Source organism: Pseudomonas shirazensis, assembly GCF_050496565.1.
Lineage (GTDB): Bacteria > Pseudomonadota > Gammaproteobacteria > Pseudomonadales > Pseudomonadaceae > Aquipseudomonas > Aquipseudomonas shirazensis_A.
Map to the genome: position 1 here is coordinate 1 of NZ_JBNWAE010000017.1, position 18,938 is coordinate 18,938.

Here is an 18,938-nt window from a genome sequence, read left to right on the forward strand (position 1 = left end):
GGTGCGTTTCAGGCCGCTTCAGCGGTGCAAGTGATACACCCTCTCCAACAAGCTGCTCACGCCGGCCTGACTGTATTTAGGGCTTTCGGCAATGATCTGCTGAGTCTCCAGCGCCTCGACCTGCCAACCTGCATAGCCTTCCTGCACTTCATGCTCAGCCACTGAAAACGGCGGACCGTCGATGCGCGCCTGATCGTATTCAAGGGTCACCAGCAGGCCTTGGGCGCCAGCTGGCAAGCCTTTGCCAAGCAACTGCAGATAGCTGCTGCGCATTTCCTGTGGCAAGGCAATCAGTGCCGCACGGTCATACAGCCCAGCGCACTCAGCTAGGTCAGCCGCCTGCAAGTCGAAGATATCGCCACACCAAAGCTCGATTTCGCCGCTGCGCCAGACCTCGAACTGGCCCTGGCGGGACACCTCTGGCTGCAGCCCGTTGCCGGCAAAAAACGCCTCGATGGCCTGAGCGGACAACTCCACCCCACGCACCTGATGGCCCTGCCCGGCGAGCCAGAGCAAATCCAGGCTCTTGCCACACAGCGGCACCAGTACCCGGCTACCAGGCGCCAGTTGCAGGGCCGACCAGTGCGCCTGCAAATAGGGATTTACCTGCCTCTGGTGAAAACCGATCTGGTTGTCTGCCCACTTCTTGTGCCAAAACGCAGCCTGCATGCTTCCTCCTGGTTTTTCGATCAGTCACTGCAACAACTTATATTGGAAGTCGATCTGAATCTGCTTGAAGATGGCCTCATCTTAGTCTTCAGGAGCGCCATCATGTTGCCCAGCCTGTTTATCTCCCACGGTTCGCCGATGCTGGCCCTGCAACCTGGCGCCAGCGGGCCGGCCCTGGCCGGGCTGGCCCGCGAGCTGCCTCGACCCAAAGCCATCGTCCTGGTCTCAGCCCATTGGGAAAGCCGCGAGCTGCTGGTCATGAGCAACCCGCAACCCGCGACCTGGCACGACTTCGGCGGCTTCCCGCCTGCGCTATATGCCGTTGAATACCCAGCACCGGGTGCGCCCGAGCTGGCCAGTCAGATCAGCCAGCAACTGAGCGCTGCCGGCCTGCCCGCGCGGCTTGATGACCAGCGGCCGTTCGACCATGGCGCCTGGGTACCACTGTCGCTGATGTACCGCGAGGCCGATATTCCCGTAGTCCAGGTGTCGCTGCCCAGCCAAGCCGGGCCTGAGCTGCAACTGCGCGTCGGCCAGGCACTTGCCGCGTTGCGCGCAGATGACATCCTGCTGATCGGCTCAGGCAGCATTACCCATAACCTCGGCGAGCTGGACTGGCACGCTGGGCCAGATGCTGTAGAGCCCTGGGCGCTGGCGTTTCGCGACTGGGTCGTGGCCAGGCTGGAGGCGGATGACCGCCCTGCCCTGCTCGACTACCGGCGCCAGGCACCGCATGCGGTGCGTAACCACCCGAGCGACGAGCATCTGCTGCCGTTGTTTTTCGCGATGGGTGCAGGGGCGCGCTTTGGCGTGGTCCATCAAGGCTTCACCCTCGGCGCGCTGGGCATGGACATCTACCGCTTCGATTGAGTCTGGGCGTTTTTCAGGCAAAAAAAATCCCCGAATCAATCGGGGATTTTTTTAGTGCGCCAGGATCAATCCTCGCGATAGCGGCGCAGCTTGAGCTGCTTACCGGCTACGCGGGTGTCCTTGAGCTTGGTCAGCAGACGCTCCAGACCATCTTCCGGCAGCTCGACCAGGCTGAAGCTGTCGCGTACCTGGATACGGCCGATAGCATCGCGGGCCAGGCCGCCTTCGTTGAGGATCGCGCCGAGCAGGTTCTTGGCGGCAATGCCGTCACGAGCGCCCAGAGCGGTACGGCAACGCACACGGCCTTCGGCCAGTGGCATTGGCGCACGGCGCTCACGGTCACCACGATCGCTGCTGCTGCGCTCGCCACGATCAGGGCGGTCGCTACGCTCGGTACGCTCGCCACGCGGGGCACCGGTTGGTACCAACGGCTGCTCGCGCTCAACCGAAGCCAGGTCCAGCGGCTGACCGTTGGTGGCTTTGCTCAGCAGGGCCGAAGCCAGAGCGCGCGGGGTGCATTCCAGCGAAGCGGTCAGGCGGTCGAACAGGTCGCCGTGGGTGGCTTCTGCTTCGGCTACCAGTGGCGCCAGGCTTGCGGTCAGCTTCTTGATGCGCGCATCGAGCACAGCTTGTGGGCCAGGCAGACGGGCTTCAGCAACCTTCTGACCGGTCACACGCTCGATAACCTGCAGCATGCGGCGCTCACGTGGAGTCACCAGCAGCAGTGCACGGCCTTCGCGACCGGCACGGCCAGTACGGCCGATACGGTGCACATAGGACTCTGGGTCGTACGGCATGTCCACGTTGAATACGTGGGTGATGCGCGGTACGTCCAGACCACGGGCAGCGACGTCGGTAGCGACAACGATGTCCAGACGGCCATCCTTGAGCGACTCGATAACGCGCTCACGCTGGTTCTGGGCGATGTCGCCGTTCAGCGCAGCAGCCTTGTAGCCTTTGGCTTCAAGGGCAGCGGCCAGATCCAGAGTGGCTTGCTTGGTGCGCACGAAGGCGATCAGGGCATCGAACTCTTCGACTTCCAGCAGACGCAGGACAGCCGCGATCTTCTGGTCAGCGTGAACCATCAGGTGAGCCTGATCGATCGCGGTTACAGTCTGGGTCTTGCTCTGGATCTTGACGTGCTTGGGGTCACGCAGGTGACGTTCGGCAATGCTGCGGATCGACGACGGCAGGGTCGCGGAGAACAGCACGGTCTGGCGGGTCGCAGGGATGGCGTCGAAGATGACTTCGAGGTCGTCCATGAAGCCCAGTTTGAGCATCTCGTCGGCTTCGTCGAGTACCAGGTACTGAACAGTCGACAGGACTTTCTCGTCGCGGCGCAGGTGGTCGCACAGGCGGCCAGGGGTGGCTACAACGATCTGAGCGCCGTTACGAATGGCACGCAGCTGTGGGCCCATCGGGGCGCCACCGTACACAGCCACTACATTGATACCCGGCGTTTGTTTGGCGTAGGTTTCGAATGCGGTAGCAACTTGCAGCGCCAACTCACGGGTTGGCGCCAGGATCAGGGCTTGCGGTTCGCGCTTGCTCACATCGATGCGATTCAGGATCGGCAGAGCGAAGGCAGCGGTTTTACCGGTGCCGGTCTGCGCCTGGCCGATCATGTCATGACCGTCGAGGATGATCGGGATCGACTGATGCTGAATAGCGGACGGCTCTTCATAGCCGGTGGCCATTACAGCAGCAACAATGTTCGGGTTAAGTCCGAGAGCGGCGAATCCGCCGGTTTCCTGGGTCATGGGTCTGCCTCTATGTGCATCCGCAAAGACCCATGCTCCAAAACTGCACATGCCTTGAAAGACCCAAAGGTCACCCAGGCAGTTTTGGCGGCGGGGATTTGCGAAAACGATTGAAAAAGAAATACTTGAGAAGGTCCGACTAGCGGACGTGCAGCCGAAGCTGGACTCGGAGGATTTGCACCACCTGATTTTGCGGCCCGCTAAAAGACCGGCGCGTACTATACCCGAAATCCTTTATTGCGGTGAGATTTTTTTCTGGGCCGTGGTGGAGTGGGTGTTCAGGGCTGAATCGGTTCGGCTTTTGCGAGTGGCAAGGATGGAAAAGTGTAGTGGGACGTCAATTTTGGGGGCGCTTTGCGCCCCTTTCGCGACACAAGGCCGCTCCTACCCAGTCCGCATCACCCCTGACACGGCGCGGTCCCTGTAGGAGCGGCCTTGTGTCGCGAAAGGGCCGCAAAGCGGCCCCCTCCCACAAAATGCCGCGTAGGCCCTGACACGGCGCGGACCGTGAGCGGCCTTGCCGGGGCGCCGGGCCGGTCGAAAAGGGCCGCAAAGCGGCCCCAGAGGGCTCAAGTAGCCGGCCGAATCGCCTTGATCAGGTGCTCAAGGCTGTACCCCAACTGCGGCGCCAGCGCCTCGGCCCGCGCGCGCAACTCATCGATCTGCAATTCCTGATCATATTCGGCCGGCACCAGCACCACGACATTGCCTTCCTTCACCGGCAACTCCCAATAATGCCGGTGGTACAACCCACGCAGCAGCGCCGCGCCCAGCGGCTTGCCGTCATCGCCGGCCCACTGGTTGATCACCAGCCAACCGCCTGGGTTAAGCTGCTGCTGACACTGCTCGAGGAAATTCCAGGCCAGATGCGCGACCCCCGGCCCATGGTCGGTGTACAGGTCGACAAAGATCAGGTCAGCCTTCTCGGCTGTCGGCAGCAACTCGACCGCATCACCGATGCGCACATACAACCGCGGGTCATCGTCCAGGCCGAGGTATTCCATGGCAAGCCGCGGTACATCCGGGCGCAGCTCGATGGCTTCGACGTCATCCAACGGCAGGAACTTCAGGCACGCCTGGGTCAGCGTACCGGCCCCCAGGCCAAGAAACAGCGCGCTCTCGGGCAGCTCGTGGCACAGCGCGCCGATCAACATCGCCCGGGTGTAGTCGTACTCAAGCCAGCTCGGGTCAGCGGTGAACACGCAGCTCTGCTCGATGGCCTCACCGAACTCGAGAAAACGATAATCCTCGACCTCGTAAACGCTGACGATGCCATAGGCATCCTCGACCCGAGCCAGCAGCCGCTCTTCCCGCTCGTTAGTCATTACCACTCCCGCCTGCACCGCGCACAAAAGCGCCATTGTCCGTCAATGCCTGCGGTGCAACAAGCACGCCGCCACCTGATACCATGAGCCATCGCCCATAACAGCCCATAACGAGCCCGCAATGAATCAACCCTGGGGCCCCGAAAGCTGGCGTGCCCTGCCCATCCAGCAGCAGCCGAGCTACCCCGATGCCGCGCACCTGGCCAAGGTCGAGCAGACCCTGGCCAGCTATCCGCCGCTGGTGTTTGCCGGTGAAGCGCGCGAGCTGCGCCGGCAATTTGCCGAGGTCACCCAGGGCCGGGCGTTTCTGCTGCAAGGCGGTGATTGCGCCGAGAGCTTTGCCGAGTTTTCCGCCGCGAAGATTCGCGACACCTTCAAGGTGCTGCTGCAGATGGCCATCGTCATGACCTTTGCGGCCGGTTGCCCGGTGGTCAAGGTCGGACGCATGGCCGGGCAGTTCGCCAAACCGCGTTCGGCCGGTGACGAGACCATCGGCCAGGTGACCTTGCCGGCTTATCGCGGCGACATCGTCAACGGCATCGGCTTCGACGCGCCCAGCCGCATCCCCGACCCCGAGCGCTTGCTGCAGGCGTATCACCAGTCCACCGCCAGCCTCAACCTGCTGCGCGCGTTTGCCCAGGGCGGCTTTGCCGACCTGCATCAGGTGCACAAGTGGAACCTCGACTTCATCGCCAACTCGGCGCTGGCCGACAAGTATCACCAGCTCGCCGACCGCATCGATGAAACCCTGGCGTTCATGCGCGCCTGTGGCCTGGACAGCGCGCCGCAGCTGCGCGAGACCAGTTTCTTCACTGCCCACGAAGCGCTGCTGCTGAACTACGAACAGGCGTTTGTGCGCAGCGACAGCCTGACCGGCGATTTTTATGACTGCTCAGCGCACATGTTGTGGATCGGCGACCGCACCCGTCAGCTCGATGGCGCGCATGTCGAGTTTCTGCGCGGTGTGCACAACCCGATCGGGGTCAAGGTCGGCCCGAGCATGGATCCTGAGGAGTTGATTCGGCTGATCGACGTGCTCAACCCGAGCAACGATCCAGGCCGCCTGAACCTGATCGTGCGCATGGGCGCGGGCAAGGTAGGCGCGCATCTGCCGGGGCTGATCCGCACGGTTGAGCGCGAAGGCCGCCAGGTGCTGTGGAGCTGCGATCCGATGCACGCCAACACGATCAAGGCCAGCAGTGGCTACAAGACCCGCGACTTTGCGCAGATCCTCGATGAGGTGAAGCATTTCTTCCAGGTTCATCAGGCCGAAGGTTCGTATGCTGGCGGCATTCACATCGAGATGACCGGGCAGAACGTCACCGAGTGCATCGGCGGCGCCCGTCCGATCACCGAAGACGGCTTGTCCGACCGCTACCACACCCACTGCGACCCACGGCTGAATGCCGACCAGTCGCTGGAGTTGGCATTCCTCATCGCCGAAACCCTCAAGCAGGTCCGTCGCTGACCTGCTGCCGTGCAGTCACTGCCAGCCAGTGACTGCGCGACCGGCTTACAGCTCGTAGGCCAGCAACACGGCGCACACCACCAAAAAGCCACAGAACATCATGCGCAGCACGCGCTCGGGCAAGGCGTGCGCGAGCTTCACGCCCCAGCTGATGCTAAGCAGCCCGCCAACAGCCAGGGCAGCGCCCATCTGCCAGTCAACACTGTGGTGCAGGCCGTAGGTGAGCAAAGTCACCGAGGTGCTCGGCGCTGCCAATGCCAGCGACAGGCCCTGGGCGACCACCTGAGTGGTGCCGAACACACTGGTCAGGACCGGTGTAGCGACCACCGCGCCGCCAACCCCGAACAGCCCGCCCATGGTCCCGGCAAAACAGCCGAGCACACCCAGCCACGGCCACGGATAACGCAACTGGCTGCTGGCCGGCGCGGTGCGCATGAACATCCGCGCGAGATTCCACACCACCAACGCCAGCAAAAAGCCGACAAAGCCCAGTCGCATCGAATGGGCATCGATGCCGACCGCCCAGATCGAGCCCAACCAGGCAAACAGCAGACTGCACAGCGACAGCGGCAAGGCATAACGCAGTTCGATGCGGTTGCGCTGGTTGTAGCGCCACAGCGCCAGCAACACGTTAGGCACCACCATCACCAGCGCAGTGCCTTGCGCGAGCTGTTGGTCCAGGCCAAACAACACGCCCAGCGCCGGGATTGCGATCAAACCGCCACCGATGCCGAACAACCCGCCCACTGTGCCCAATGCAGCGCCCAATACGATATACAGCAACCACTCGATCATCAGGGCCTCATCTGCCTGTTACACAATGTGTACATGCTAACCATTGCGGGCTGGTAGGGAAACGCACAGCAGCGCACAATGGCTTTGCGTATCTCGCACAAGCAGAGCCTGAATGAACCCTGACACCCTTACCGAACAGCTCAGCCTGTTCCTTGACGTGCTCGACACCGGCAGTTTTTCCGCCGCGTCCAGGCGCCATCCTCTGACTCCTTCGGCCGTGGCCCGACGTATCGACAGTCTTGAAGCGGCAATCGGCAGCCGGCTGTTCGTGCGCAGCACCCACGCCGTACGCGTGACGCCCGCCGGCAAGGCCTTTGCCGAACGCGCACGGCGCATCATCGAAGAGCTGCGCCTGGCTCGCGCCGAAGCGGTCTCGCTGAGTAACGCCCCTGAAGGGCTGATCCGCATCGACGCCCCGGCCGCCTTCGGTCGCCTGCACCTGGCCCCGGCGATAGCCGATTTTCTCGCGGCGTACCCCGGCCTGGACGTGCGCCTGCGCCTGATCGACAGTTTCGTCGACCTGCACGGCAGCCATCTGGGCGAGGTCGATCTGGTGTTGCGCGCCGGCCCCTTGGCCGACACCCGCCTGGTTGCTACACCACTGGCCTATATGGTCCGCGTGGCCTGCGCCAGCCCGGCGTATCTGACCAACCGTGGCCTGCCCAACTGCCCCAGCGAACTGCCAGAGCACGACGGCCTGGACTGGGACGGTCTGGCCCCACCATTTGCCTGGCGCTTCAACGTCGACGGCCAACTGCGCCTGTATCGGCCCAGCCGCATGCGCATGTCCGCCAACAACGCCGAGACACTGCTGTGCGGCGCCCTGGCCGGTCTGGGCGTGGCGCACCTGCCGACCTGGCTGATCAGCGAGCACCTGCTGCGCGGCGAGCTGGTGCCGTTATTCTGTCAAAACGGCCTGCCTGCAGCCGAGACCAGCGGTATCTATGCATTACGCCTGGAACATGAAACGAACTCTCGCAGCCGCTTGCTGCTCGAATTCCTCAAGAGCCGGTTCAGTCCGTTGCCGCCGTGGGATCTTGCCCTGCGCAGCGAATTACGCTGGTAGTGAGCGCGCCAGTTATCAGCGTGCTAGATTTTAAATCTGAAGAATTCAAGGACCTGCATGAACGCCGACACTAAAGCCCCTTGCGACGAGCTGCTGCTGAACAACCAGGTCTGTTTTGCCCTGCACTCGACCTCGTTGCTGATGACCAAGGTTTACAAACCGTTGCTGCAGGCGCTGGGCCTGACCTATCCGCAATACCTGGCGATGCTGGTGTTGTGGGAGCAGGACGGCCTGACCGTAGGTGAAATCAGCAACCGCTTGCTGACAGACCCTGGCTCGCTGACCCCACTGCTCAAGCGCCTGGAAAGCGAAGGCCTGCTCAAGCGCACCCGCAGTCGCGAGGACGAGCGGGTGGTACTGGTCCAACTGACCGACAAGGGCCATGCCCTGCACGATGATGCCAAGCGCGTGCCGCAGTGCATTCTGCAAGCCAGCGGGCGTAGCCTGGAGCGGCTCCAGCAGTTGCAGGCGGAGCTGTTGGACCTGCGCGCCAGCCTGCAAAAAGCCGTATAGCAACTACGCTGGGACAACCGCCCCGACAAACGGTCAGTGATTTATCTTGCGCGCAAGCTAATTGCGCGCTAATTTAAATCCCACACCAACCAGCGCCACGGCGCGCAGCACATTACGCGAGGCTAGTCATGCAAAAGGTCACTCCGCTGTACATTGCCCAAGCCACTTCTACCGGTGGTCGTGATGGCAAATCCCGCTCGGACGACGGCAAGCTCGAAGTCAAACTGAGCACGCCGAAAGAACTCGGCGGCGCCGGCGGCGAAGGCAGCAACCCCGAGCAGCTGTTTGCAGCCGGCTACTCGGCCTGCTTCATCGGTGCCCTGAAGTTCGTCGCGGGCCAGGCTAAGCAGCCGCTGCCAGCAGATACCTCGATCACCGCCAAGGTCGGCATCGGCCAGATCCCCGGCGGCTTTGGCCTGGACATCGACCTTGAGATCAACCTGCCCGGCCTGGATCAAGCTGCAGCGCAGGAGTTGGTCGACAAGGCACACCAGGTCTGCCCGTACTCCAATGCCACCCGCGGCAACGTCGATGTACGCTTGCATGTGAACGTCTGAATAATCTTCAGGCATAAAAAAACCCGGCCAGCGCCGGGTTTTTTTTGCGTTCGGCTGAAGTAATTACTTCTTCGAACGGCCTTTGAAGCTACCGTCACGGGTGTCGATATCGATCATTTCGTCGATTTCGATAAAGTCAGCAACCTGAACTTCAGTACCGTTGGACAGCTTGGCAGGCTTCATGACCTTGCCCGAAGTGTCGCCACGTGCCGAGTTCTCGGTGTAGACAACTTTACGGCTGATGGTGGTCGGCAGTTCAACCGATACCAGACGGTCTTCGAAGAACACTGCTTCGCAGACGTCTTCCATGCCTTCTTCGATGTACGGCAGAACGGCCTCGATGTCTTCGGCGTTCAGCTCGTACATGGTGTAGTCGCTGGTGTCCATGAAGGTGTACGAGTCACCGCTGATGAACGACAGGGTCGCTTCTTTGCGATCGAGGATCACGTCGTCCAGCTTGTCGTCTGCACCGTATACGGTTTCAGTCTTGTAGCCGGTCAGCAGGTTTTTCAGCTTGGTCTTCATGATCGCGCTGTTACGGCCCGACTTGGTGAACTCAGCTTTCTGAACCAGCCACGGATCGTTATCGATGCGCAGAACGGTACCGGGTTTGATTTCTTTACCAGTTTTCATTGCGAAATATCCGAATCTGGATGGATTTATAAAAATCGAGGCCGCGTATCATAGCGAATTTCGGCAAAAGTGTACTAGCGCTGTGGCAAGGTCCGGCTGAGCGGCCTGCGTGGCGCCCCATTGGCGGGCGTGCGTTTGCAGTTCATCCCAGTGCGGCTGCAGCGCTTGCCAGGCCTGGCCCATGTCGCCATCGATGTTCCACGCCCGCCATAAAGCGGTGAGCGCGTGACTGGCCGGGTCTGACAAGCCCTGGCGATAGAGCGCCAGGAACGCTTCGAGTTTTTCCCAGTGGGCATTCTCGTCCTGCACGTAGATATGCCACAGCATCGGCACCCCGGCCCACTGTGCACGCACGAACGAATCTTCGCCGCGCACGGCGTTGAAGTCGCACGCCCACAGCAGCTTGTCGTAATCACCCTGACTGACAAATGGCACCACCTGCACAGTCAATGCGCCGCGCTGATGCAGCGCACCCGGCGCCAGCGTGGCAACTTCGAGCCAAGCCGCCAGGTCCGCCAGAATTCGTCCCTGTGGCACCAGCAGATGAGTCGCTTGCGCCGCGCTCGCCAGCGCCTGCAGCCAACTGCCAAGCTGGCCGTTCTCATAAGCGAACAGCGACAACAGACGGCTGCCAGGGACGACCTGCACGCCCAGTTCTGCCAGAAACTCTGCCCGTTCCTGCGGCGCTGACTGCAGGCTGTCGCGGCTCGCCAGCAGACTTGCCTCGCGCAACAGGCCGCCAGTCCTGACGGTGAAGCCCGGGAAGAAAAACACCTTGCGCAGGCCGTTGGGCTGCGGCGACGTTAAACCGTGGCAGCCCTCGACCCAGTCTTCGGCGCTCAGGTACTCAAGGTTCAGCCACAATGGCGGCGTCGCTTGCGCGCTCATCGCTTCGATGTAGGCCGGCGGCAACTGGCAGGCAAAAGCACCGATCACTACCTCGGCCGGTGTAGTAGCCGGCCACGCTGCCGGCCAATGGCGTACGTCAACACCCTCGTGCCACTGCTGCTCGGCGTTGGCGTCCGCGGCTGGGCACAGCGGCACGAAAGCGTTCAGGTCGTCGACCCACAAGCGCACAGCCAGGCCGTGTTCGGCCACCAACTGGCGGGCCAGACGCCAGGTCACGCCGATATCACCGTAGTTATCCACAACGGTGCAGAAGATATCCCAGCTGGCTTTCATCGCCGTCCCCCATGCTGCGCGGTAAAACCCGCGATTTTGCGGATAAACGCCTGCCGACAAAAGCGCTGCGCTGATTATTTGTCGGCGGCCATGCGACAATGCTCGCCACCCCGCCCTGCCAGGAGGCCGCCATGTACCGCCGCCGTGAACTGAAGATTACCCTCAAGCCCGTGCAACTGGTGCTGTGTATTGCCTTCGGCCTGTGGCTTGGCGCCGTCGCCATTGCCGTGAGCCTGTGGCTGGCGACGCGGTTGTGGCCCGAACAGGTGCAGCCGGTCGCTCAGGTGCTGGCACCGGCAACCGTAGCACCGGCGCCGGCCGCACCCAGCGATGCCCAGGCGCAGATGTTCGAGCGTTACAAGGACATCCTGCACAACCAGGAAGCTGAGCAGGCCGCAGCGGCCGCCGAAGGCAACCCGCGTAATCTGAACAAGCCCAAGTGCCAGTTCTGGCTGCAGCAGAACCGCACCGCGCCGACCGACAAGAGCCAGGCCAACGTGCTCGAGTTCTGTTACTGATGCTGAACAAGAACGAAGTCCTCAGCGCCATCGTCGCCGCCCTCGAAGCCGACGTCGAGGCACTGCGGCGGGCCGCGCAGGTCGCCTATGAAGCCGCCACCGCCGAAGAAAACAAGGCCGAAAACAAGTACGACACCCTTGGCCTGGAGGCCTCCTACCTGGCCACCGGCCAGGCCCGTCGCGCTGCCGAGATCCGCCAGGCGCTGCTGACCTACCAACAGTTGGTGCTGCGTGACTACGACCCGGCACGCGGCATTCAGATCAGCAGCCTGGTCACCCTCGAAGACGAACAAGGCGATCAGCGTCGGGTGTTCATTGGCCCGGAGGGCGCCGGCCTGAAGATTGGCCACGGCCCGCAGCAGGTGACCGTGATCACCCCGCGCTCACCACTGGGGCAAGTGTTGGTCGGCAAGCGACTGGACGACGAAGTGAGTCTGGTGGTGGCAGGCGCGGCCCAGGTATCCGCCGTGATCGCCGTCGCCTAAAGCCCCTCCAGCGCATCAAAGGCACTGGCTAGGCCCTGCTCGGCAAACTGCTCGACGACAAAGTCGATGAATGCACGGGTCTTGCCCGGCAGCAGCTTGTGCCCGGCGTAGTAGACGCTGATGTTGCCATCATCCACGTACCAGTCCGGCAGCACCCGTTGCAGCAGGCCTGCGCGCAGATACGGCACGGCAAAGGGCAAGCTGACCAGGGCAATCCCCAGGCCTTGCTGGGCCACCGCGCAGGCGGCATCGGAGTCGCTCATGGTCATGGCCTGACGCAACGGCAGCGGTCGCTGCTCACGCCAGCGACTGGTCAATGGCCAGGCGCGCACGCGGCCGGTCTGCGGCGAGCGGATAAGAATGCCGGGCAACTCGAGCAGATCTTCCGGCTGATTGATCGCGGCGCGCCCTTGAATAAACCCAGGCGCCGCGACCAGCACCCGATGCGCTGGGGTCAGCCGCCGCGCCACAACGCCCGGCGGCAGCTCGAAGCCGCCGCCGATGGCCGCATCGAAGCCCTGGCCGATCAGGTCGACCTGGCGGTTATCGAAGTGCCAATCCGGCGTGATCGCCGGGTAACGCTGCAAAAACTCACCCAGCAGCGGCAGCACGTACAGGCGCCCGAACACCGTGCCCATGCTGACCCGCAACAGTCCGGCTGGCTGCCCTTGAGCGCTGGCGAGGTTGGCCATGGCCGACTGGATAGTGCCGAAGCTGTCCTTGACCTCGCTCAGGAAGCGCTGCCCGGCTTCGGTCAGGGTCAGCTTGCGGGTGCTGCGCTGAAACAGGCGCACACCCAGGCGCGCCTCCAACTGAGCAACGTTCTTGCCCACCGCGGCCGGCGTCAGGCGCAGCCGCCGGGCCGCTTCGGCGAAGCTGCCAACCTCGGCGCTGCGGATAAAGCATTCCAGCGTACTGAATGACTCGATGGCCATGATTAGCAACCCAGGGTTTACTCTGCTGATAGTGATTAGCAGCTTATCAGTAGCTAATCAGCAGCGGATACTGCGCCCATGCCAAGGCCTTTCGCCTTGCCCACCAGCAGGAGTTCGCCCATGTCCAGTTCCCTCACCCTCACCGGCAAAGTCGCCTTGGTCCAAGGCGGTTCGCGTGGCATCGGCGCTGCCATCGTGCGCTGCCTGGCGCTGCAAGGCGCACAGGTTGCCTTCACCTACGTCAGCTCCGCCGGGCCTGCCCAGGCCCTGGCGGATGAGATCAGCGCCGCCGGCGGTAAAGCCTTGGCGCTGCGCGCAGACAGCGCCGATGCCAGCGCCGTCCAGCAAGCGGTACAGAACACCGTAGAGGCATTCGGCCGGCTGGATATTCTGGTCAACAACGCCGGCGTGCTGGCCGTTGCACCCGTCGCCGAGTTCGATCTGGCCGAGTTCGACCGCATGCTCGCGGTCAACGTGCGCAGCGTGTTCGTCGCCAGTCAGGCTGCAGCGCCGCACCTGGGCCAGGGCGGTCGGATCATCAATATCGGCAGCACCAATGCCGAGCGCATGCCGTTTGCCGGCGGCGCCCCGTATGCCATGAGCAAGTCAGCGCTGGTTGGCCTGACCAAAGGCCTGGCACGCGACCTCGGCCCGCAAGGCGTGACCGTCAACAACGTGCAGCCAGGGCCAGTAGATACCGACATGAACCCGGCCGATGGCGACTTTGCCGACAGCCTGATCCCGCTGATGGCCGTCGGCCGTTATGGCCACGCCGAGGAAATCGCCAGCTTTGTCGCCTATCTCGCCGGTCCCGAAGCGGGCTACATCACCGGCGCCAGCTTAACCGTGGACGGCGGCTTCTCGGCCTGAGTTTCGGGGCCGCTTTGCGGCCCTTTCCGACCGGTCCGGCGTCCCGGCAAGGCCGCTCCTACAGGGACCGCCTCCGCTTGGATGAACGCGGTCCCCGTAGGAGCGGCCTTGTGTCGCGAAAGGGGTGCGCAGCGCCCCCAGCATTGCTGGATGGTGTCGAGCTGCAGCGCAAAGCGCGACGGGCGCCGCCGGTAATCGCTACCATGCACGAATTGAATTGGTGTCTGCCCCCACCCCACACCAATACTCAATGTACTTTTAACTGCCAGCAAAGGACCTGCCATGCCCTCCCCGACCTTGAGTCGCGCCCTGATCCTGCTGATGGCGACCGCCACCGGCCTGGCCGTTGCCAGCAACTATTACGCGCAACCTTTGCTGCACAGCATCGCCGAGCAGTTTGGCCTGAGCACGGCCAGCGCCGGCACCATCGTCATCGCTGCGCAGCTCAGCTACGGCGCCGGCCTGCTCCTGCTGGCGCCGCTGGGCGACATGTTCGAGCAACGGCGGCTGATCGTGTGCATGATCGCCATCGCCACGGTCGGCCTGGTCATCAGCGCCTGCGCCCCGAACCTGGCCTGGTTGCTGGTCGGCACCACGTTGACCGGGCTGTTTTCGGTGGTAGCGCAGATTCTGGTGCCGATGGCCGCCAGCCTGACCGCCCCCGAACAACGCGGCCGCGCGGTCGGCACCTTGATGAGCGGGCTGTTGCTGGGGATCCTGCTGGCGCGCACCGCCGCGGGTTTCATGGCTGAGCTGGGCGGCTGGCGCAGCATCTATGTGCTGGCGGCAGTGTTGATGGCGATCAGCGCCATTGCGCTGTACCGCAGCCTGCCGCAGCACAAGAGCCATGCTGGCCTGAAATACCCGGCGCTGATCGGCTCGGTGTTCCGCCTGTTCGCCGAAGAGCCGGTGCTGCGCCTGCGCTCGTTACTGGGGCTGTTGGCGTTCAGCCTGTTTGCGTTGTTCTGGACCCCACTGGCGTTTTTGCTGGTGCGCGAGCCCTACCACTATGGCGAGGCGGCCATCGGCCTGTTTGGCCTGGCCGGGGCGGCCGGTGCCCTGGCAGCGAACTGGGCCGGGCGCCTGGCCGACCGCGGCAAGGGTGCCCTGGGCACTACCGTGGGCCTGAGTGCGCTGGTGCTGTCGTGGCTGCCACTGGGTTTTGCCGAACAGTCGCTGGTGGCCCTGCTGATCGGTGTGTTGCTGCTTGATCTGGCGGGGCAGCTGGTACATGTCAGCAACCAGAACGCCGTGATCAGCCTGCGCCCCGAGGCGCGCACCCGGCTCAACGCGGGGTACATTACCTGCTACTTCATTGGCGGCGCACTGGGCTCATTGCTCGGTACGCAGTTGTTCGAATACAGCGGCTGGAAAGCCATCGTCGTCGCCGGACTCCTGATCGGCACGCTGGCCTTGCTGGTGTGGGTTCTGGCCGAGCGCAAGCTGCAGCCGCCGCGCCCCTCGGTTGCCGCGAGCTGAATTATCTGTCAGCTCAATCGTTTCTCTGAACGGGCGCCTCTGAAATAGCGGCGCCCGGCGCTGCTGCGCCTGCTACCATGGCGCCCCTTTTTCGCCTGCCTGGCGCAACACCAGCAGGCTGCCAACTGCCTTTGCCACGCCCCTGCTGCCCTCGGCGCAGCGGTGCCACGCGCGCGTTTTTCAAGGAGCCCTGCATGACCTCGCTTCGCCCTCGCCTGCCCCTGAGCCTGCTCAGCCTTGGCCTTGCTCTGCACGGTGGCCAGGCCTTGGCTGACGGTGTGATTCTGGCGCCGTTGCAGGTGACCGATGTCTCCGCCAGCGACGGTTATCAGGTGCGCCAGGCGCAGGTCGGCGGCTGGCAGCCAGCGGCACTGCTCGACACCCCGGCCTCGATCAGCGTGTTCAGCCAGCAACTGCTGGAAGACCGTCAGGTGCGCAAGCTCAGCGAAGTACTGCAAAGCGATGCCTCGGTGGGCGAGAGCTACGCGCCGATCGGCTACTACGAAAACTTCAACGTGCGCGGCTTCGAGCTCAATGCTGCCAGCAGCTACAAGATCAATGGCCAGACCATCGCCGGCGAGCAGAACGTCGCTCTGGAGAACAAGCAGCAGGTGGAGCTGCTCAAGGGCTTGTCCGGCTTGCAGAGCGGCGTCTCCGAGCCAGGCGGCCTGGTCAACTACGTGACCAAGAGGGCCGCCGATGTGCGCAGTGTCAGCGTCTCGACCAACGAACACGGCGAGCGCTATCTGGCCACTGACGTTGGCGGCTGGTTCGGCAACGAGCGCCAGTTCGGCCTGCGCGCCAACCTCGCCCATGAGGACATTCGCTCGTATGTCGACCACGCCGACGGCAAGCGTGACTTCGCCTCGTTGGCGTTTGATTGGCAGATCAGCAGCAACGCGACCTTGCAGCTGGATGCCGAGTATCAGCACCGCGAGCAGCGCTCCGTGCCGGGTTATCAGCTGCTTGGCGGTAGCGCCGTGCCGCATGGGGTGGACCCGAGTGATCGCCTGGCTTATCAGCAGTGGGCAAAGCCTGTGCAGAACGATTCACTGAACCTTGGCGGGCGCTTCGAGTACCGCTTCAATGACGACTGGAGCGGCACGCTGAGTGCTTCGCGCAGCAAGGTGGTGATCGACGATTACAGTGCGTTTGCCTGGGGCTCGAGCGAAGGCGCGTTCTTTGCCGGCAATGGCGACTACGACATTTACGACTACCGCAGCCCGGACGACACCCGACGCACTGATGAGACGCAGGCAACGCTCAATGGGCGCTTCAATGCCCTTGGCCTGGGGCATGAATTGACCGTGGGCGCCAGTGCGCAACGGCGTACTCTAGACCAACGCCCGTACTACAACGAATGGCTCGGCAGCGGCAATATCTACACCGGTGCGCCGCCGCTGGATCCGTCGAGCAAGGCCGTTGGCGACAGCGAGCGCCGGCTCGACAGCCGCCAATACGGGGTATTTTTCAGTGACCGCATCAGCTTCAACGGGCAATGGCAAACCGTGCTCGGCGCCCGCGAAGTGCGTCTGGATGAGAAAACCTGGGACGAGACCGGCATTGCTGGCCGCCACACGCAGCAGTATCAGCTGCTGCCAAATGCTGCGCTGATCTACAAGCCGCAGCCTGACACCACCGTTTACGCCAGCTACTCCAAAGGTCTGTCGGCCGGAGGTACGGCGCCGTGGTTCACCAGCAATCTCGGTGAAATCCTCGCCCCGACGCTGTCACGGCAACTGGAACTGGGCATCAAGCATGACTGGCAAGGCGTGAGCTTCAGCGCTGCGCTGTTCCAGATCCGCCAAGCGTATCAGTACGCTCGCCCCGATGACGGTGGCTTCACCTACGTCCAGCAAGGTCAGCAGAAGAACACCGGTCTGGAGCTCGGCGCCAGCGGTTGGGCCACATCGAAGTTGCAGCTTCAGGCCAGCGTCGCCGCGATTCGCGCGCGAGTCGAAGACAGCGGCACCGAGGCCTACGAGGGCCACCAGGCGATCAACGTGCCGAAGGTGCGCGCCGCGCTGCACGCCGAATACACCCTGCCGGTGCCTGGCCTGGCCCTGCTCGGCGGCGCTCGTTACAGCGCCAGCAAGTACGCCAGCCAGGCCGGTAACGTCGAAGTCGGCGGCTACACCGTGTTCGATCTCGGCAGCCGCTACCGTATGGCCATTGGCGGCTATGACACAGTGCTGCGCCTGACCGTCGACAACCTGTTCGACAAACGCTACTGGCGCGACACTGGTGATTACCTGGGCGACAACTACCTGTTCCAGGGCGCCCCGCGTACGGCTCGGTTGTCGGTTTCGGTGAGCTTTTAGGCGAGGCGGCTGAGATTTCGAGGGCGTGATATTTATCAGCGGCCACGGAATGTCAGCTTCGCCGTCGACATCGCCGGGCCCGCTGCGCGGGCCTTTCGCGACACAAGGCCGCTCCTACGGGGGACCACGCATGGCGAAGTTGCGTGGTGTCTGCACACCACATATCTGCCGCTCGTGCATGGCTTTTGGTAGGAGCGGCCTTGCGTCGCGAAAGGGCTGCGCAGCAGCCCCGGCAATCTAATGGTGAGGCATAAATCTCGAACCCGCTGTGCAAGCCCTTCTAACCGTCCGCCCCCCAGAGGAATCAGATGGTGCAGAAACAAAAAACCCCCGAACTTTTCAGTTCGAGGGCTTCTCGTAGAATGTGGCGGTGAAGAAGGGATTTGAACCCTTGATACGATTTCTCGTATACACACTTTCCAGGCGTGCTCCTTCGACCACTCGGACACTTCACCGTTTCTCTTCAAGCTATTCAGCCTGTCGAGGCGCGCTAATTTAGTCGAAGAGTCGCTTATTGGCAAGCGCTTTTTTCAGAATTTTCATGCGCTTAAGCAAACCTGAGGATCGCTGCAGGGGCCGATGGCAAAGCTGCCATTGTACCCGGTGCTTTTCCCAGGCAACCCCGACCGTGCCCGCAACCCGTGGCCGCCGTGGCTGCAGCTGACTGGCCAGTCAGCCTTGCTACTTTACCTGCGCAGCCGCGCTGGGTAACGTCATCGCCACGCCACCTAAAGGACTCTGCCATGAGCGAGCTGATCACTTACCACGCCGAAGACGGCATCGCCACCTTGACCCTGAACAACGGCAAGGTCAACGCCATCTCGCCAGACCTGATCACCGAGTTCAACGCCGCGCTTGATCGTGCTGCAGTGGAGCGCGCCGTGGTGATCATCACCGGCCAGCCCGGCATTCTCTCCGGCGGCTACGACCTGAAGGTAATGACCTCTGGCCCACAGCAGGCGGTCTCGCTGGTGACCGCAGGTTCGACCTTGGCCCGCCGCCTGCTCGCGCACCCATTCCCGGTGATCGTCGCCTGCCCCGGCCATGCCGTGGCCAAGGGTGCGTTCCTGCTGCTGTCGGCCGATTACCGTATCGGCGTCGAAGGCCCGTACAAGATCGGTCTCAATGAAGTCGCCATCGGCATGACCATGCACCACGCCGGCATCGAACTGGCCCGCGACCGCCTGCGCCGCTCCGCCTTCCACCGCTCGGTGATCAACGCCGAGATGTTCGACCCTCAGGCCGCCCGTGAAGCAGGCTTCCTCGATGCGGTAGTGCCTGCCGAGCAATTGCTTGAAGCAGCCACGAGTGCAGCCCAGGCGTTGAAAAAACTGAACATGAATGCGCACAAGAAAACCAAGCTGAAAGTGCGCAAGGCGCTGCTCGAAGCGCTCGACGAAGCGATCATCCTCGACCAGGACTTTGCCCTCTGAGCCGGCGCCGAGGTTGCCTGCGCGGCGCAGACCGACCAAGCTGTCCGACATAGTCAACC

17 protein-coding genes, 1 tRNA gene and 1 pseudogene are annotated in these 18,938 nt (G+C 63.0%); 11 read left to right on the forward strand and 8 right to left on the reverse strand.

From position 1 onward, the window contains the following. Positions 1-18: 18 nt before the first annotated feature. The gene (locus ACQZ2L_RS20900) at positions 19-669 is read right to left on the reverse strand and encodes a thiopurine S-methyltransferase (protein ID WP_430327672.1); all 651 of its coding nucleotides are present in this window, start codon (positions 667-669) and stop codon (positions 19-21) included. A 102-nt stretch (positions 670-771) separates the two neighbouring features. Between ACQZ2L_RS20900 and ACQZ2L_RS20905 the strand changes: the two genes are divergently transcribed. After that, positions 772-1,539 (forward strand): DODA-type extradiol aromatic ring-opening family dioxygenase, encoded by a 768-nt coding sequence (locus ACQZ2L_RS20905; protein WP_430327673.1) that lies wholly within the window; start codon positions 772-774, stop codon positions 1,537-1,539. Positions 1,540-1,604: 65 nt separating this feature from the next. Here ACQZ2L_RS20905 and ACQZ2L_RS20910 read toward each other — a convergent pair. Beyond that, positions 1,605-3,333: pseudogene (locus ACQZ2L_RS20910) on the reverse strand (DEAD/DEAH box helicase). A gap of 535 nt (positions 3,334-3,868) precedes the next feature. Continuing rightward, entirely contained in the window at positions 3,869-4,624 is a 756-nt protein-coding gene (locus ACQZ2L_RS20915; RefSeq protein ID WP_430327674.1) for a spermidine synthase, read from the reverse strand. Positions 4,625-4,745: 121 nt separating this feature from the next. On the opposite strand from ACQZ2L_RS20915, the gene ACQZ2L_RS20920 reads away from it, so the two are divergent. After that, a complete protein-coding gene (locus ACQZ2L_RS20920; RefSeq protein WP_430327675.1) occupies positions 4,746-6,092 on the forward strand; it encodes a class II 3-deoxy-7-phosphoheptulonate synthase in 1,347 nt (448 codons plus the stop codon). Between the two features lie 45 nt (positions 6,093-6,137). Here ACQZ2L_RS20920 and ACQZ2L_RS20925 read toward each other — a convergent pair whose 3' ends face one another. Continuing rightward, positions 6,138-6,887, reverse strand: a complete 750-nt coding sequence (locus ACQZ2L_RS20925; RefSeq protein WP_103438148.1) for a sulfite exporter TauE/SafE family protein — start codon at positions 6,885-6,887, stop codon at positions 6,138-6,140. 112 nt (positions 6,888-6,999) lie between these two features. Between ACQZ2L_RS20925 and ACQZ2L_RS20930 the strand changes: the two genes are divergently transcribed. From ACQZ2L_RS20930 to ACQZ2L_RS20940, 3 genes are all read left to right on the forward strand, one after another. Then, complete coding sequence (locus tag ACQZ2L_RS20930; protein ID WP_430327676.1) at positions 7,000-7,953, forward strand: LysR substrate-binding domain-containing protein; 954 nt, start codon at positions 7,000-7,002, stop codon at positions 7,951-7,953. Between the two features lie 57 nt (positions 7,954-8,010). Continuing rightward, a complete protein-coding gene (locus ACQZ2L_RS20935; protein ID WP_430327677.1) occupies positions 8,011-8,466 on the forward strand; it encodes a MarR family winged helix-turn-helix transcriptional regulator in 456 nt (151 codons plus the stop codon). A 128-nt stretch (positions 8,467-8,594) separates the two neighbouring features. Then, the gene (locus ACQZ2L_RS20940; RefSeq protein ID WP_430327678.1) at positions 8,595-9,023 is read left to right on the forward strand and encodes an organic hydroperoxide resistance protein; all 429 of its coding nucleotides are present in this window, start codon (positions 8,595-8,597) and stop codon (positions 9,021-9,023) included. A 63-nt stretch (positions 9,024-9,086) separates the two neighbouring features. Here ACQZ2L_RS20940 and efp read toward each other — a convergent pair whose 3' ends face one another. Beyond that, a complete protein-coding gene (gene efp / locus ACQZ2L_RS20945) occupies positions 9,087-9,656 on the reverse strand; it encodes an elongation factor P (protein WP_101321573.1) in 570 nt (189 codons plus the stop codon). A 48-nt stretch (positions 9,657-9,704) separates the two neighbouring features. Next, positions 9,705-10,838, reverse strand: coding sequence for an elongation factor P maturation arginine rhamnosyltransferase EarP (gene earP / locus ACQZ2L_RS20950; protein WP_430327679.1), 1,134 nt, complete (start codon positions 10,836-10,838; stop codon positions 9,705-9,707). Positions 10,839-10,969: 131 nt separating this feature from the next. On the opposite strand from earP, the gene ACQZ2L_RS20955 reads away from it, so the two are divergent. Both ACQZ2L_RS20955 and ACQZ2L_RS20960 read left to right on the forward strand, forming a co-directional pair. Further along, positions 10,970-11,356, forward strand: a complete 387-nt coding sequence (locus ACQZ2L_RS20955) for a hypothetical protein (RefSeq protein WP_430327680.1) — start codon at positions 10,970-10,972, stop codon at positions 11,354-11,356. Beyond that, positions 11,356-11,841: a GreA/GreB family elongation factor gene (locus ACQZ2L_RS20960; RefSeq protein ID WP_430327681.1), complete on the forward strand. Its 486-nt coding sequence runs from the start codon at positions 11,356-11,358 to the stop codon at positions 11,839-11,841. The genes ACQZ2L_RS20955 and ACQZ2L_RS20960 overlap by 1 nt, the downstream gene beginning before the upstream one ends. On the opposite strand, the gene ACQZ2L_RS20965 is transcribed toward ACQZ2L_RS20960, so the two are convergent. Beyond that, complete coding sequence (locus ACQZ2L_RS20965; RefSeq protein WP_430327682.1) at positions 11,838-12,776, reverse strand: LysR family transcriptional regulator; 939 nt, start codon at positions 12,774-12,776, stop codon at positions 11,838-11,840. The genes ACQZ2L_RS20960 and ACQZ2L_RS20965 overlap by 4 nt on opposite strands. 120 nt (positions 12,777-12,896) lie before the next feature. Here ACQZ2L_RS20965 and ACQZ2L_RS20970 point away from each other — a divergent pair, with 120 nt between their 5' ends. From ACQZ2L_RS20970 to ACQZ2L_RS20980, 3 genes are all read left to right on the forward strand, one after another. Further along, positions 12,897-13,646, forward strand: a complete 750-nt coding sequence (locus tag ACQZ2L_RS20970) for a 3-oxoacyl-ACP reductase family protein (RefSeq protein WP_430327683.1) — start codon at positions 12,897-12,899, stop codon at positions 13,644-13,646. 282 nt (positions 13,647-13,928) lie between these two features. Further along, positions 13,929-15,125 carry an MFS transporter gene (locus ACQZ2L_RS20975; RefSeq protein ID WP_430327684.1) on the forward strand — a complete coding sequence of 399 codons (1,197 nt, stop codon included), beginning with the start codon at positions 13,929-13,931 and terminating at the stop codon, positions 15,123-15,125. 194 nt (positions 15,126-15,319) lie between these two features. Then, entirely contained in the window at positions 15,320-17,446 is a 2,127-nt protein-coding gene (locus ACQZ2L_RS20980; protein WP_430327685.1) for a TonB-dependent siderophore receptor, read from the forward strand. 365 nt (positions 17,447-17,811) lie between these two features. Here the strand turns inward: ACQZ2L_RS20980 and ACQZ2L_RS20985 are convergent. After that, positions 17,812-17,901 (reverse strand) — tRNA-Ser (locus ACQZ2L_RS20985). Positions 17,902-18,189: 288 nt separating this feature from the next. Between ACQZ2L_RS20985 and ACQZ2L_RS20990 the strand changes: the two genes are divergently transcribed. After that, positions 18,190-18,879 carry a crotonase/enoyl-CoA hydratase family protein gene (locus ACQZ2L_RS20990; protein WP_430327686.1) on the forward strand — a complete coding sequence of 230 codons (690 nt, stop codon included), beginning with the start codon at positions 18,190-18,192 and terminating at the stop codon, positions 18,877-18,879. Positions 18,880-18,938 lie beyond the last annotated feature (59 nt).

Bases quoted from the DNA above. Each gene is read 5' to 3' on its own strand.
- ACQZ2L_RS20935 (WP_430327677.1), top strand. From the start codon at position 8,011: ATGAACGCCGACACTAAAGCCCCTTGCGACGAGCTGCTGCTGAACAAC.
- ACQZ2L_RS20970 (WP_430327683.1), top strand. From the start codon at position 12,897: ATGTCCAGTTCCCTCACCCTCACCGGCAAAGTCGCCTTGGTCCAAGGC.
- ACQZ2L_RS20960 (WP_430327681.1), top strand. From the start codon at position 11,356: ATGCTGAACAAGAACGAAGTCCTCAGCGCCATCGTCGCCGCCCTCGAA.
- ACQZ2L_RS20975 (WP_430327684.1), top strand. From the start codon at position 13,929: ATGCCCTCCCCGACCTTGAGTCGCGCCCTGATCCTGCTGATGGCGACC.
- ACQZ2L_RS20980 (WP_430327685.1), top strand. From the start codon at position 15,320: ATGACCTCGCTTCGCCCTCGCCTGCCCCTGAGCCTGCTCAGCCTTGGC.
- ACQZ2L_RS20990 (WP_430327686.1), top strand. From the start codon at position 18,190: ATGAGCGAGCTGATCACTTACCACGCCGAAGACGGCATCGCCACCTTG.
- efp (WP_101321573.1), bottom strand. From the start codon at position 9,656: ATGAAAACTGGTAAAGAAATCAAACCCGGTACCGTTCTGCGCATCGAT.
- ACQZ2L_RS20915 (WP_430327674.1), bottom strand. From the start codon at position 4,624: ATGACTAACGAGCGGGAAGAGCGGCTGCTGGCTCGGGTCGAGGATGCC.
- ACQZ2L_RS20900 (WP_430327672.1), bottom strand. From the start codon at position 669: ATGCAGGCTGCGTTTTGGCACAAGAAGTGGGCAGACAACCAGATCGGT.
- earP (WP_430327679.1), bottom strand. From the start codon at position 10,838: ATGAAAGCCAGCTGGGATATCTTCTGCACCGTTGTGGATAACTACGGT.
- ACQZ2L_RS20905 (WP_430327673.1), top strand. From the start codon at position 772: ATGTTGCCCAGCCTGTTTATCTCCCACGGTTCGCCGATGCTGGCCCTG.
- ACQZ2L_RS20925 (WP_103438148.1), bottom strand. From the start codon at position 6,887: ATGATCGAGTGGTTGCTGTATATCGTATTGGGCGCTGCATTGGGCACA.
- ACQZ2L_RS20930 (WP_430327676.1), top strand. From the start codon at position 7,000: ATGAACCCTGACACCCTTACCGAACAGCTCAGCCTGTTCCTTGACGTG.
- ACQZ2L_RS20920 (WP_430327675.1), top strand. From the start codon at position 4,746: ATGAATCAACCCTGGGGCCCCGAAAGCTGGCGTGCCCTGCCCATCCAG.
- ACQZ2L_RS20955 (WP_430327680.1), top strand. From the start codon at position 10,970: ATGTACCGCCGCCGTGAACTGAAGATTACCCTCAAGCCCGTGCAACTG.
- ACQZ2L_RS20965 (WP_430327682.1), bottom strand. From the start codon at position 12,776: ATGGCCATCGAGTCATTCAGTACGCTGGAATGCTTTATCCGCAGCGCC.
- ACQZ2L_RS20940 (WP_430327678.1), top strand. From the start codon at position 8,595: ATGCAAAAGGTCACTCCGCTGTACATTGCCCAAGCCACTTCTACCGGT.